The sequence below is a fragment of the Pseudonocardia hydrocarbonoxydans genome, from assembly GCF_006539565.1.
Lineage (GTDB): Bacteria > Actinomycetota > Actinomycetes > Mycobacteriales > Pseudonocardiaceae > Pseudonocardia > Pseudonocardia hydrocarbonoxydans.
On the sequence record NZ_BJNG01000016.1, the window covers coordinates 147,640 to 161,044 of the forward strand.

At 77.3% G+C, this 13,405-nt stretch carries 12 protein-coding genes; 6 read left to right on the forward strand and 6 right to left on the reverse strand.

From position 1 onward, the window contains the following. Window positions 1–28: 28 nt before the first annotated feature. Window positions 29–613: a hypothetical protein gene (locus PHY01_RS10450; RefSeq protein ID WP_141278374.1), complete on the forward strand. Its 585-nt coding sequence runs from the start codon at window positions 29–31 to the stop codon at window positions 611–613. On the opposite strand, the gene PHY01_RS27490 is transcribed toward PHY01_RS10450, so the two are convergent. After that, window positions 610–1,494: an ADP-ribosylglycohydrolase family protein gene (locus tag PHY01_RS27490; RefSeq protein ID WP_141278375.1), complete on the reverse strand. Its 885-nt coding sequence runs from the start codon at window positions 1,492–1,494 to the stop codon at window positions 610–612. The two genes, PHY01_RS10450 and PHY01_RS27490, sit on opposite strands and share 4 nt — an antisense overlap. Then, entirely contained in the window at window positions 1,491–2,228 is a 738-nt protein-coding gene (locus PHY01_RS27495) for an ARPP-1 family domain-containing protein (RefSeq protein ID WP_170183745.1), read from the reverse strand. The genes PHY01_RS27490 and PHY01_RS27495 overlap by 4 nt, the downstream gene beginning before the upstream one ends. Window positions 2,229–2,299: 71 nt before the next feature. Here PHY01_RS27495 and PHY01_RS10465 point away from each other — a divergent pair, with 71 nt between their 5' ends. Continuing rightward, window positions 2,300–2,920: an NUDIX hydrolase gene (locus PHY01_RS10465; RefSeq protein WP_141278376.1), complete on the forward strand. Its 621-nt coding sequence runs from the start codon at window positions 2,300–2,302 to the stop codon at window positions 2,918–2,920. Continuing rightward, on the forward strand, window positions 2,917–4,017 hold the full coding sequence (locus tag PHY01_RS10470) for an NYN domain-containing protein (protein WP_141278377.1): 1,101 nt from the start codon (window positions 2,917–2,919) through the stop codon (window positions 4,015–4,017). The genes PHY01_RS10465 and PHY01_RS10470 overlap by 4 nt, the downstream gene beginning before the upstream one ends. On the opposite strand, the gene PHY01_RS28095 is transcribed toward PHY01_RS10470, so the two are convergent. From PHY01_RS28095 to PHY01_RS10485, 4 genes are all read right to left on the reverse strand, one after another. Then, on the reverse strand, window positions 4,014–6,704 hold the full coding sequence (locus PHY01_RS28095; protein ID WP_307723963.1) for a PDDEXK-like endonuclease domain-containing protein: 2,691 nt from the start codon (window positions 6,702–6,704) through the stop codon (window positions 4,014–4,016). The genes PHY01_RS10470 and PHY01_RS28095 overlap by 4 nt on opposite strands. Before the next feature lie 355 nt (window positions 6,705–7,059). Continuing rightward, complete coding sequence (locus PHY01_RS27505; RefSeq protein ID WP_246085820.1) at window positions 7,060–9,120, reverse strand: DEAD/DEAH box helicase family protein; 2,061 nt, start codon at window positions 9,118–9,120, stop codon at window positions 7,060–7,062. 66 nt (window positions 9,121–9,186) lie between these two features. Continuing rightward, window positions 9,187–10,230, reverse strand: coding sequence for an NAD(P)-dependent alcohol dehydrogenase (locus tag PHY01_RS10480; protein ID WP_170183746.1), 1,044 nt, complete (start codon window positions 10,228–10,230; stop codon window positions 9,187–9,189). 102 nt (window positions 10,231–10,332) lie between these two features. Then, entirely contained in the window at window positions 10,333–11,229 is an 897-nt protein-coding gene (locus tag PHY01_RS10485; protein WP_246085821.1) for a DUF368 domain-containing protein, read from the reverse strand. Window positions 11,230–11,293: 64 nt separating this feature from the next. On the opposite strand from PHY01_RS10485, the gene PHY01_RS10490 reads away from it, so the two are divergent. Genes PHY01_RS10490 through PHY01_RS10500 form a run of 3 tightly spaced genes read left to right on the forward strand, consistent with a single transcriptional unit; the run spans window position 11,294 to window position 13,241 of the window. Continuing rightward, window positions 11,294–11,866 (forward strand): TerD family protein, encoded by a 573-nt coding sequence (locus PHY01_RS10490; protein WP_141278379.1) that lies wholly within the window; start codon window positions 11,294–11,296, stop codon window positions 11,864–11,866. A gap of 8 nt (window positions 11,867–11,874) precedes the next feature. Further along, the gene (locus tag PHY01_RS10495; protein ID WP_170183747.1) at window positions 11,875–12,888 is read left to right on the forward strand and encodes a DUF4236 domain-containing protein; all 1,014 of its coding nucleotides are present in this window, start codon (window positions 11,875–11,877) and stop codon (window positions 12,886–12,888) included. Beyond that, the gene (locus PHY01_RS10500) at window positions 12,885–13,241 is read left to right on the forward strand and encodes an RNA polymerase sigma factor (protein ID WP_141278381.1); all 357 of its coding nucleotides are present in this window, start codon (window positions 12,885–12,887) and stop codon (window positions 13,239–13,241) included. Before PHY01_RS10495 ends, PHY01_RS10500 begins: the two co-directional genes overlap by 4 nt. Window positions 13,242–13,405: the final 164 nt, after the last annotated feature.

Genomic DNA, 13,405 nt, shown 5'->3' on the forward strand with positions numbered 1-13,405 from the left:
TCGGCCTTCCACGACGGGGAGGACGACGATGACCGAGCCCAGGTTCGATCTCGGCTGGATGGACGACGTCATCCGGGGCCTGCACTCGCTGACCGGCGACCAGGTGCCCGCGCTGGAGATCACCCTGCTCGACGCGGTCGTCGACTGGCTGTTCTCCCCGCAGAACCCGCAGAACGCGAACCCCGAGGCCGGCTACGACGAGTCGCACGCGGGCACACTGGTCTCGACGATGTTCACCGCCGTCGACACCTCCCGGACGTTCCTGCCGCGGCAGGAGCCCGCCGTCACCGACGCGATCACCGCGGCCCGCACCCGCATCGTCGACGGGGCGCACGAGCTGTCCGCGCAGGGTCCGGAGGGGATCTCGATCCTGGTGTCGCGGGCGATGCCCGCGGTGCTCGCCGAGCTGGGCAACAACTCCGGCGAGAAGGCCAAGCAGGCCCACGGCGTGTTCGTCTACCTGCTCTACACCCTCGCGCTGGGCACCCGCACCGAGCACGACACGGTCGTCATGGACGGGGTGGTCGAGGCGTTCGTCGGGTGGGACGGCGTGCTGCGCGGCGGGTACGTGCTGCCGTGGCGCCCGCTGCCGCCCTCGGACGAGCCCGCCTAGCCTCCCGCCATCGCCACGAGGTCGTCCCCGCGCAACCCCGGCCACCCGTGCACGGCCCGCCGCCACTCCACCGGCACGGCCGACGCCCCGTACCGCGCCCCGAGCAGCGCCCCGGCGATCGCCGCGACCGTGTCGGTGTCGCCGCCCCCGCGCACCGCGGCCTGCAGGCCGTCGACCAGGGAGTCGGTGTGCGCGATCGCCGACCACGCCGCCTGCAGCGCCGAGACCACCCAGCCGTTGGTGGCGGCGAACGCGGACGGCTCGCGGCGCTCCGCCTCGTCGAGCCACCCGGCCCAGGCGGGGTCGACGTGCGGCAGCCCGACCCGGACGTCGAGCTCGCCGGTGCGCACGGCGTGCGCGATCGCCAGGCACCACAGCACGCAGGCGTCGCCGGCCTGGCGGTCGTGGTGGGTCAGCGCGGAGACGGCCCGGGCCGCCTCGGCCACCCCGTCCGGCACGAGCGCGACCGGCCCGGTGCGCATCAGCGAGCCGTTGCCCGCGCTGCGCCCGGTCCGCGCGTGCACCCGCGTCGCGTGCTCGCGCAGGCGGGCGGCGGCCCCGGCCCGTGGGATGCCGTGCAGCGGGCCCAGCACCGCCGCGGTCTGGATGCCGACGTCGGGCGGCCCGGTGGCGTGCCAGGCCAGGAACCCGTGGGCGACGGCGTCGAGCGCGGCCTCGGTGCGCAGGTCACCGGGCACCCGCGCGATGACGCACGCCATCTCGGTGTCGTCGCTCCACTGCCCGGGCGCGTAGTTGCCCAGCCCGCCGCCGAGCATCTCCGCGCGCTCCCCCAGCGCCCGGGCGCCCGCCTCGTACGGGACGCCGAGCGCGTCGCCGCAGGCCGCGCCCAGCAGCACCCCGGCCGGGCGGTCCGCGCTCACGCCGCCGCCCGCTCGTTGACCGCCACCGTGTGCACGGCGCGACCGTGCCAGTGCAGCACCGCCACGCGCGACCCCGGATCGGCGGCGAACCGGCGCGCGTGCCGGCCCAGGGTGGGCACCGGGCGCCGGCCCAGGGCGTCCAGCGCGGCCGCGTGCAGCAGCCCGTCCCAGACGGCGGCGAGCGTCGAGGGGGCGTCGAACACCTCCAGCAGCACCGGGCGCCCGGCGATCCCGACCAGCACCCCGCACTGGAACGGCAGCGGCGCCAGGCCCCTGACCAGCGCGGACGCCGCGGTATCGAGGTGGCGGACGGTCTCGAACAGCGACTCGCCCTCGCCGTAGCCCGCCACCCGCTCCCACACCTCCCGCTGCCCCCGCGCCGTCCGCACCGCGAGCGGCGCCCGGCGCCCGCCGCGCGAGTGCACCGCGGCACCGGACCACCGGGCCCGCTCCACGCACCGCACCGCCAGCGCCACCGACGCCCCCGGCTCCACCAGCACCGACCGCGCCGCCACCCGGTCCTGCCGACCCCCCGCCAGCAGCTCCCCCTCCAGCACCAGCGCGGGCCGCTCCCCCGGGTTGTGCACGACCAGCTCCCCGACCACGGCGTCCGCCCGCTCCGCGACGAGCACCCCGCCGAGCGCGTACCCGGTGTCGGCGACCGCGGCCCCGTTGAACACGGGGAAGACCGTCAGCGCACCCCGCACGACCGGGTTGCCCACGTGGACGTCCATCCCGACCACCTCCTCGATTAGCGCGACCTCGCGCTAACCAATAAGAGCACATGTGCGCTAACTTGTCGAGCATGACCTGGCGCGACCCCTCCGGCCGGACCCTGGCCGACTACCCGCACCCCTCGGTGGCCGTCGACGTCGCCCTGCTCACCGTCGTCGACGACCGGCTGTGCGTCCTGCTGCACGAGGGTCGCGCGCTGCCCGGCACGTTCCTGCGCATCGACGAGACGCTGCGCGCCGCCGCGCTGCGGGTGCTGCGCGAGAAGGCCGGGGTCACCGGCGAGGAACCGCGCCAGCTCGCCGTGTTCGACGACCCCGCCCGCGACGACCGCGGCCGCGTGCTGTCCGTGGCGCACGTCGACCTGGTGCCCGCGCCGCGCCTGACGCGGCCGGTCACCCCGGTCGACGCGCTGCCGCCGCTGGCCTACGACCACACCACGATCGTCGAGGCCGCCGTCGCCTGGGCGCGCGACGCCCACCGCGACCGACCCGACCCCCGCGGCCTGCTCGACGAGGGGTTCACCCTGCTGGAGCTGCAGCGACTGCACGAGGCGGTGCACGGCGGACCGCTGCCCAAGGACGCGTTCCGGCGCCGGATGCAGGAGCACCTGATCGACACGGGCACACTGAGCCGCGGCACGGTCGGCAAGCCCGCTCGCGTCTTCCGCCGCGCACCCCGGGAGCACTCATGACCAACGACGACGAACGCATCGCCCTGTTCCTCGACTACGAGAACCTGGCCATCGGCGCCCGCGACGGCCTCGGCGTCATGCCGTTCGACTTCGGGCCCATCGCCGACGCGCTGGCCGAGCGCGGGCGGGTCGTCGCGCGCCGGGCGTACGCCGACTGGTCGTCCTTCGACGAGGACCGCCGCCTGCTCGCCCGCGCCCAGGTCGAGCTGATCGAGATCCCGCAGCGGCTCGGGGCGTCGCGCAAGAACGCGGCCGACATCAAGATGGTCGTCGACGCGATCGAGATGGCCTTCGAGCGCAGCTTCGTCACCACGTTCGCGATCTGCACCGGCGACTCCGACTTCACCCCGCTGGTCCACAAGCTGCGCGAGCTCGACAAGCGCGTCATCGGCATCGGCGTGCAGTCCTCGACGTCGGCCCTGCTGCCCCCGGCGTGCGACGAGTTCCTGTTCTACGACCGGCTGCCCGGCGTCGAGCCCTCGCAGGCCCCGCGGCGCCCGGCCCGGCGCGGCGGCCGCCCCGCCGCCGTCCCCGCGCCCGTCGAGCCGGTAGTGGAGGCCGCCGAGCCGGAGATCGTCGTCGAGGAGCCCGCGGCGCCGGTGGAGGACCGCGAGGTCGGCCCGATCGTCACCAGCACGCTGGCCGGCCTGCAGCGCCACGCCGACGGGCCCGTGCTCGCGTCCCGGCTCAAGCGCGCGATCCTGCGCAAGGACCCCACCTTCGACGAGGCCGACCACGGCTTCCGCGCCTTCGGCGAGCTGCTGCGCCACCTGGAGAGCGGCGGTGTCATCGAGCTGAAGAAGGGCTCCGCGCAGGGCGACCCCGAGGTGTCCTTCCCGCACGACGCCTCCGCCGACGACGACGCGTTCCGGCTGCTGGTCGAGGTCGTCCGCGGGCTGCAGGGCCCGCGGTTCCGCCCGCAGCTCAGCGGCCTCAAGGACCAGCTGCGCAAGCGCGAGCCCGGGTTCAGCGAGAAGCGCTACGGGTTCAACACGTTCCTGTCCTTCGCCAAGGCCGCCCGCGCCCGCAACCTGCTCTCCATGGACTGGGACGAGGACACCGGCGACTACCTGCTCCGCGTCCCCGAGGAGCTCTAGCCCGTCGACGGCAGGCGCGAGCGGTGCCGCAGGGCCGCCCGCCGTCGCTGGAACTCCGCCATCAGGTCCTCGCGCGCGGCGGTCTCGGCCCGCACCCAGTGCGCCGTCCGCCCCGCGCCGCGCCGCTCCAGGGCCCGCTCATCGACGAGCGCGTCGAGCAGCGCGAGCGCGGTGTCGGCGTCGACGCCGAGCAGGTTGCGCACGGCGGCCGGGGTGAGCGGCCGGTCGCGGACGACGTCGAGCAGGGTGGCGCGCCGGGCGGGGTCGGTGGCGCGCGCGGGCGCCTCGGCGAACAGGTCGACCTCCGCCGCCGGCCCGCGCGGGGGCTCGGTGGCCGGGACCGGGACGGGCTCGTCGGGCCGGACGGGACCGGGTGCGTCCGACGGTGCCGGCGGTCCCGGCTCGGCGAACAGCGCGGGCGGGTCGACGAGGTGCAGGGCGGGGTAGGCCCCCGGCCCGGCCCGGTCGTCCCCGGACCCGATCGGTGCCGGCTCGACGGGCGACGGCGCGGGGACCTCGCGCAGCGCGTGCCGGCCGGGCCCGTCGGCGGGGACCCGCGGCCCGGGCATCCGCACCGTCGCCCCCGCCTCCTCAGCAGGGGCGGGCACGATCCCGACCGCCGTCGTGGCCGGCTCGACCGGCGGGGCGCCGGTGGCCGGCGTCGTCACCTCGACGGGCGCACCGCCCGGCTCCGCGGGGCCGCCCTCGACCGCCCGGTCCGGGGACTCGCCGACGGCCGCGTCGACCGCGGGCCCGACGCCCGGGGCCCCGGCGGGACCCGCCGACCCCACGGCCCCGATCCCCGGGACCGTCGTCCCCGGACCCGCGGCGGCCACCGTCGCCACCAGCCGGGTGTCGTCCGCCGGCCCATCCCGGTCGGCGGGCGGGAGATCGGCGACCCGCGGGCGGGAGATCGACCCGCGTGGGTGGGGGGCGGGGGTGACGGCGGTCAGGGCCTCGGTCTCGGGCTGGAACGCCCTCCACTCCCCGTCGACGAGCTCCCCGAGCGGTGCGATCCCGCGCTCCGCCAGCGCGGCCCACACCGGGGCGAGGGCAGCGTCGCGGTCGAGCAGGTGCACCGACTCGCGGACCCGCACGAACGTCCAGCCGCACCGGGCCAGCTCCTGCTCTCGGGCCAGGTCGGCGGCGCGCTGGTCGGGCGTGGTGCGGAACGCCTCGCCGTCGCACTCCACCGCGACGACCCCGCCCGCGCCGGTGACGACGAGGTCGACGCGGCGCCCGTGCACCGTCACCTGCGGGAGGACGTGGTAGCCGCGCCCGGCCAGGTCGAGGAACACGGCCTGCTCGAACAGCGAGTCGAAACGGTCGTCGCGCCGGTCGGCCCGCACCCCGGACGGCACCGGCGCCGGGTCCGCGGCGTGGGCGAGGACGTGGTCGAGCAGCGAGCGCCGCACGTCGCCGGGCGGGAGCTCCGCGGGCGGCGCGCCGTGCATGACCCACAGCTGGTCACGGGCACGGGAGGCGGCGAGGACGTAGTCCTGCGCGGGCGCCGGGGCGCCCACCGCCAGGATCACGACGTCGCGCTCGTCGCCGCGGAAGTCCTGCGGGGTGCCGACCCTCAGCCGCAGCCGCGCCCACGCCGGGGGCGCGACCCGCGCCGTCAGCGCCGCGGTGATCTCCTGCACCCGTGCGCGCCCGGCGGGGACGACGACCCCGAGGCTGCGCCCGGCGTAGGCCGGGTCACCGGCACAGGCGGCGACGGTCGCGACGAGCACCCGCACCTCGTCGCCCGGGCCGCCCGGCACGTGGGTGGCCCGCAGCTCGGGCAGCCCGCCCGCGACGGGGCGGCGCAGCGGTGCGGGCGGGTCGTCGCGGCCGGGCGCCCACGCGGCGATCCCGGGCAGCCCGCGGAACTGGTCGCGCAGCCGCACGACCGGCCCGAAGCGGGTGCGCAGCATCGAGAACAGGCTGCTCCCCGGGCCGAGGGCCGCGCGCAGGTAGCCCGGCACGTCGGGCAGCGCGGCGTCGAGGACGGGCGCGGGGGCGGCCGGGGCGGGGCACTGGCCGTCGTCGCCGACGACCACCACGCGCGGGGCGAGCCACAGCAGGAACGCGCACGACGGGTCGAGGCGGGTGGCCTCGTCGACGATCACGACGTCGAACGAGTCGGGCCGGTGCGCGAGGGTCTCCAGCAGCTCCGGGACCGGCAGGACCCAGGCCGGCACCGCCGAGAGCGCCACCGCCATGGCCTCGCGGGCGCTGCGGCGCAACGCCTCGGCGGTCTCGCCGGTGCCGGCGCGGGCCCGGGCGACGGCGTGCCGGTAGGCCGCCAGTGCCTGGGCCTGACCGGTGTCGATGCGGCCCAGGCAGGCGCGCCGGGCGCGGGCGACGGCGAGGTCGGCGTCGAGCGAGGCCAGCGTCGCGCTCGCGACGGCCAGCTCGGCGTCCAGCCGCGGCCCCTCGTCGGCCCCGGGCTGCCGCGCCGTCCAGGTGGCCGCGACGGCCCGCGCCCACGCCGGGCCCCAGCGCTGCGGGTCGGGGGCGAACCCGCCGGCCAGCGCGTCGGCCAGGGCCGGGGACGCGGCGCGAACGCGGCCGAGCAGGTCGTCGGCGCGCAGCTGCGCGCGGTGCTCGCGGCGGGCGGTCTCCAGCGCGTGTCCGGCCGCGGTGTGCGCGGCGGGGTCCAGGGCGCCCAGCGCGTCGAGCAGGGGTGCGTGCTCGGGCATCCGCCGCTCGGGCGGCACCGCCTCCACCACCGCGGCCGCGGCGGCGACCTCCGCGCGGGCCAGGCGCGCCGCGCGGGCGGGCCGCGCGAGGGTGGCCAGCCGCGCGACCCGCTCCAGCTCGTCGATCGATCCCAGCGGCGGCCGCGCCTGCGGCGCCAGCTCGACCAGCACCCGTCCCACGGCCCCGACGGCGGCGTGCAGCCGCTCGACGACACCGCAGGCGTGCCGCAGGTCCAGCAGGTCCTCCACGGCGTGCGGCCCGTCGGGGATCCCGGTCCGCAGCGGGGTGAACGCCGCGTCGACGCGCTGCGCGATCGCGCGGACCGCGAGGTGGTGGACGGCGGTGCGCGCGGCGTCACCGGTGCGCGGCGGCAAGCCCTCGACGAGGACGGCGGCGCCGAGCCGCTCGGCGGCCCGCTGCTCGGGACCGCGCAGGACGCGCTTGAGCGCGGCACCCCGGTCGAGGTGGTCGGCGAACCGCTCCAGCACGCGGGTGGCGGCGGGCTCGTCGACGCCGGGCGCCACCTCCACCGGGGCCCCGACGCGGCGGGCGTGCTCGACGGCGGCGTCGACGGCGTCGAGCTCGGCCAGCGCGTCGAGCCAGGTGCGCGAGGGGCCCGAGGCCAGCAGCGCGTCGGCGTGGGACCGCGCCCAGCCGGACGGGTCGGACAGTGCCCGCAGCGCGGCCGCGGCCTCGCCCACCTCGACGGCCAGCTCCTCCAGCACGGCCAGCGACGCGGGCGGCAGCTCGCCCAGCGCGGTGACCAGCGCGTCGTCGGGGCCCGGACGGACGCGCGGGCCGCGGCCGATCGTGGCGACGAGCCGGGCGAAGCCCTCCGCCGACAGCGGGGCGGGTACGGGGAGGCGGTCGCGGCGCGCGGTGGCGCGGGGTCTGCTCGCGCAGCAGGTCGAGCAGCTCGGCGAACTCGGCGTCGTCGACGGGCGGGTCGCCCGCGACGTCGCCGGTGACCCAGCCGTCGCGCTCCTGTGTGGCGAGCAGCGCGCGGGCGACCTGGACGGGGGTGCCGCCGAAGCCCGGCGCGATCTCCGGGTAGACGCGCGCCTCGGCCTCGCGCAGCAGCCCGATGCGGGTCCGCAGGTCGTCGCGGGTGCGCAGGGCGTCGGCCCGGCGCGCGGTGAGGTCGGCGATCCGGCGGTCGGCGTGGACCGGGTCGTACTCGGTGCGCTCCCCGGCCAGCCGGGCGACCGCGTCGCCGTCGTCGGGCCCGACGCACAGCTCGCGCAGGCCGGCGGGCACGCGGTCGCGCAGCACCCGCAGCGAGCCGGCGTCGCCGCTGGTGACGAGCACCCGCCGGCCGTCGGCGAGCAGCGCCCCGAGCAGGGCCGCGGCGGCGTGGGTCTTGCCGGTGCCGGGCGGGCCCTCGATCACGACCCCGGTGTCGTCCCCGACGGCGGCGACGGCCCGGACCTGGTCGTCGGTGGCGGGCAGCGGGAGCAGCGGGGCGTCGAGGACGGCGCCGGCGCCGCTGCGCCGCAGCCATGCCGCGCGCTGCGCCGGGGGCACCTCGCGCACGAGCTGCACGAGCCCGAGCGGCAGGGGGCGGGCGGTGTCGCGGACGTGGCGGTCGATCTCGTCCCAGCACCGGTGCAGCGCCACCGCGCCGGTGCGGCGCACGACCAGCGCGGGCGCCGTGGCCAGCACCGGGTCCGGCCCCGAGGGCCGCGCCCAGCCCGGGTCGACCGCGCAGGCGGGCCCGCCCCACCCCGCCAGGATCTCGACGGCGTCGGTCACCAGCGCACACGTCCCCGGGTCGGACGGTGCGGGGGTGCGGGCGTCCTCCCAGGACGGCGGCCCGGTGACGGTGCAGACGATGTCACCGGTGCCGGGCTCGGTGCGGACCGCCACCGGCTGGCCCAGCACGTGGACGTGCGTGCCGGCGTCGGGCAGGTGCAGCAGCCCGGCGGCGAGCACCAGCTCCCGGCCGGGCGCGTCGGCGAGGCGGGCCAGCTCGGTCAGGCGGTCGGCGAGGCGCTCCTGACGGCGGCGGGCGCGCTCGCGGTGGGCCCACGGGCGCCAGGCCGCCGTCCAGGCGTCGTGCGCGTCGCGGACCCCGGGGGCGTCGACCAGGAAGGCGAGCTGCCCGTGCAGCGGGCCGCGGTCACGCAGCGCGGGCGGCTCCAGGTCGGCACCCGGCGGCTCGACCCACCCCGCCACCGCGGGCGGCACCGGCGGGGCCGGGGCCGGGGCGGGGCGGCGCAACCGCAGGACCTCCGGGCCGGTCCCGACCGGGCAGCCCAGCTCGTCGAGCCACAGCACGGCGTCGTGGGCGTCGACGTGGGCGACGGGCGGGCGCGCCGCCGGGGCGAGGGCGCGCAGCGCGCCGACCAGGCGGACCACCTGGTCGCGCACCTGCGCATCCCACTCCGGCTGCATCCCGTCCCCCGTTCGCCGCACCGCGCTCACGTCGCGTGATCGTTAATCACCCCAACGGGTGACCGGCAGCCGGGTTACGGCCGGAATTCAGGCGATCGTCGAGGCGTCGATCACGAAGCGGTACCGGACGTCGCTGCCGACCACCCGCTCGTAGGCCTCGTCGATCCGCGACGCGTCGATCACCTCGATCTCGGCACCCAGGCCGTGCGCGGCGCAGAAGTCGAGCATCTCCTGGGTCTCGCGGATGCCGCCGATCTTCGAGCCGGCCCAGCTGCGCCGCATCGGGATCAGCGCGAACGCCGGGACCTGCAGCGGCTCGGCGGGGGCTCCGACATTGACCAGCGTGCCGTCGAGGCCGAGCAGCGAGAGGTAGCGGTCCATCGGCAGCGGGGCCGACACCGTGTTGACGATCAGGTCGAACGACCCGGCGAGCTGCTCGAACGTGGCGTCGTCGGAGGTGGCGAAGTAGTGGTCGGCGCCGAAGCGGCGGCCGTCCTCCTCCTTCGACAGCGTCTGCGACAGGACCGTCACCTCGGCCCCGAGCGCGTGCGCGATCTTGACGCCCATGTGGCCGAGCCCGCCGAGCCCGACGATCGCGACCTTCTTGCCCGGCCCCGCGCCCCAGTGGTTCAACGGCGAGTACAGGGTGATGCCCGCGCACAGCAGCGGCGCGGCCTCGTCGAGCCCGATGCCCTCGGGGATGCCGAGCACGTAGTTCTCGTCGACGACGATCTTCTCGGAGTAGCCGCCGTCGGTCGGCTTCCCGTCGAGCACGCCGCCGTAGGTGCCGACGTTGCCCTTCAGGCAGTACTGCTCCTCACCGGCGAGGCAGTTCACGCACTCGCGGCAGGAGTCGACCATGCAGCCGACGCCGACCCGGTCGCCCACCCGGTACTTCGTGACCTCGGGCCCGACCTCGGACACGATCCCGGCGATCTCGTGGCCGGGCACCAGCGGGTAGGTGCCCTCGCCCCACTCGTCGCGGGCGGTGTGGATGTCGGAGTGGCAGATGCCGGCGAACTTGATGTCGATCATCACGTCGGCCGGCTTCAGGTCGCGGCGCTCGATCGTGGTCTTCTCGAACGGGGCCTTCGCGGCGGGGGTGGCGTAGGCGTGGACGGTGGTGCTCACAGTGGCTCCTCACGTGGATCCGGGCGGCGCGTCACGTCGTCGGGTGCGCACGCCCTCATGTGTCGGATGCCCCGATCATGTCGTGCACAACCGTCATCCGGGTCACGTCGTCGGGACACCCGGCCGGGTCCGCAGCTGCACCACCACGAGCGCGGCGACGGCCGCGGCCCCCAGCACCGCGACGCCGACCATCAGCGGCCAGCCGGAGTCGGGGGCCAGCAGGGCGCGGTCGTCGGTCTGCCAGGGCCACAGCGCCCGCAGCGCGCCGATCAGGATCCCGGTCATCAGCGCCAGCACGGTGCGGCGGTGGTGCTCCAGGAGCCATTCCAGGCCCTTCACGAAGAACGCCAGCCCCAGCACCGCGCCGAGCATGAAGGTGCCCACGTAGGCGAGGTCACGGTCGTCGACGGCGCGCAGGGTCGGCTCGTAGAGGCCCATCGCGAGCAGCAGGAACGACCCCGACAGCCCCGGCAGCACCAGCGCACAGACCGCCAGCGCCGCCGCGGGCGCGACCAGCCACAGCGGCGGGTCGTCGAGGTCGCCCGGCGGCAGCCCGGTGACCAGCCCCGTCGCCACCGCCCCGGCGACGACCAGCGCCCACTCCCGCACCCCGCGCAGGCCGCCGAGGTCCAGCAACGGCACCGCGACCGACGCCGCGACCATGCCGAAGAACAGCGCCGAGGTGCCGACGGGGTGCGCCTCGATCAGCGGGGGCAACAGCCGCGCGGCCACCAGCACCGCGGCCACCATCCCGGTCAGCACGGCCAGCACGAGCCCCCACTCGACGCGCCCGACCTCGGCCCGCGCGCGGGCCCAGCCCAGGCCGCGCGGCACGTCGGAGGTGGCGCGGGCCGCGGAGACCAGGTGCGAGGCGGCGGCGATCAGCCGCTCGTAGACGCCGACGACCAGCGCGACGGTGCCGCCGCTGACGCCGGGCACCACCTCGACCGAGCCGATGGCGACGCCACGCAGGACATGGGTGGGGCGAAAGGACGACACGCGTCCGAAATTTACCGCTGCGTCCGATCCACTCCGGCGACAGGGCGGCCCGTAACCTGTCGCCGTGCAGCTGACGAAGGGCGCCAACCTGGCCCTCCCCGCGTCCCGCACCGTCTCGGTGACCTGCACCTGGACGCCCCGCCCCGGGCTCGAGGCCGACCTGTCCGCGCTGCTGCTCGCCGGCGGCCGCGTCCGCGGCGACTCCGACTTCGTCTTCTACAACCAGCCCGCCTCCGCCGGGCGGCAGGTCGTCCATGCCGGTCGCCGCACGGCCGCCGGGGTGACCGACCGGATCGACGTCGACCTCGCCGCCGTCGACGACGCGGTGGACACCGTCGCGTTCGCGGTCAGCGTCGACGGCGGCCCGGTGGCCGGGCTCGGGCCGGTGCGCGCGGCCGTGGTGTCCGGGTCGGGCGAGCCACTGGCCGCGTTCACGATGGACGGGCTGAGCACCGAGACCGCGGCCGTCGTCGTCGAGCTCTACCGGCGCGGGGCGCAGTGGAAGGTGCGGGCCGTCGGTCAGGGCTACCACGACGGGCTGGCCGGGCTGGCGCGCGACTTCGGCGTCGACGTCGTCGACGAACCGCCCGGGACCGACTGGCGTCACCCGCCCGTCCCCGCCGGATACGAGCTGTAGGGGGCACCGTGGGCTTCTGGCTGCACAAGAGCATCAAGATCCTGCCCGGCGTGCACGTGACGGTGGGCAACGGCGGCGTCAGCTACTCCGTCGGGCCCCGCAACATGCGGCTCACGCGGCACCCGGGCGGGCGGATCAGCACCAGCGTCGGGTCGGCGCGGATGGGGTTGATGCACTCGACGACGCTGCGCGAGGCCAGGTCGCGGCGGCCCGCGCCGCCCCCGGCCCCTGCCCCACCGCCGACCACCCCGCCACCGCTCGACGCACCCACGTCCGCACCCACCCCCTTCCCGGTCGACCCGCCCGCCTGGGAACGCGACCTCCTCGACGCCATGCGCACCGGCCGCTACGCCGCCGTCGCCCGCACCCACGGCCGGACCGATCCCACCCTGCGCCTGCTGGCCGCCGCGCTCGACGGCCTCGGCGAGCCCGACCCCGTCCGCGCCCGGGAGCTGCTCGGCTGGGTCACCGCGCAGGGCACGACGGCGCTGCACCACCACCCGTTCACCACCCGCCACCTCGCCGACCGGACCTGGCCGGTGCCGATCGCCTACGGCGCCACCGCCTACCTCGGCATCACCACCGACGTCGTGCTGCTCGCCGTCGCCGAGCTGCACCAGGCCGCGGGCGACCTCGACGCCGCGATCTGGACCGTCGAGCAGGCCGAGCCGACCGCCCCCGCCGCCCTGTCGCTCACCGAGCTGTACGGGGAGGCGGGCCGGTACTCCGAGGTCGTCGACCTGACCGAGGGCACCGTCAACGCCGACGACGCCACCGCTCTGCTGCTGGTCTTCCGCGGCCGCGCGCTCGCCGCGCTCGGCCGCCCCGACGCCGCCCGCGACGCGCTGGAGGAAGCCCTGCGCGTCCCGCAGCGCGCGTCCTCGGTGCGCCACCGCGCCCTGCTGGAACGTGCTCGCCTCGCCCAGGGTGACCCGGCGGCGGCCCGCCGCGACCTGGAGACGATCCGGGCCGCCGACCCCGGCTTCCCCGGCCTGGCCGACGCACTGGCGCAGCTCCGATGAGCTGGACCGCGCAGGAGTGCGCCGACGCGTGGGGCGTCAAGCTCGCGACCTGGCACGGTTACGTCTCCCGCGGCCAGGCCCCCGCCCCGCTGCCCGACGGCCGGACCTGGGACCCCGACGCCGTCCGCACCTTCCCCCGCCCCGGCGTCGGCCGGTCCCGGGCCGGGGCCACGCCGCAGGCCCAGGCCCTGCTCGCCGAGATGGCGGAGGTCGCCGCCGGGATCGAGGAGCTGCGGGCCCGGCAGCGGGAGTTGCTCGTGGCCGGGAAGCGGGAGGGTCTGGAGGTCGTGGCGATGGCCCGGGCCCTGGGCATCTCCCGGCAGACCGCGGCGGGCTGGCTGCGGGACGCCTGACCGGCCGGGCGCGACCGCCCGCCTCACGCTCGGGAGGTACTGACGGCGTCGCGAACGCGGCCGCCGTCGACCGCTGAGCGCCAGGCCGCGCACCTTCGGTCCCCACGCGCACCCTCGATGGTGCGCGGCGGATGGCGAGGTGCGCGGCGGGTCGGAAGGCACGC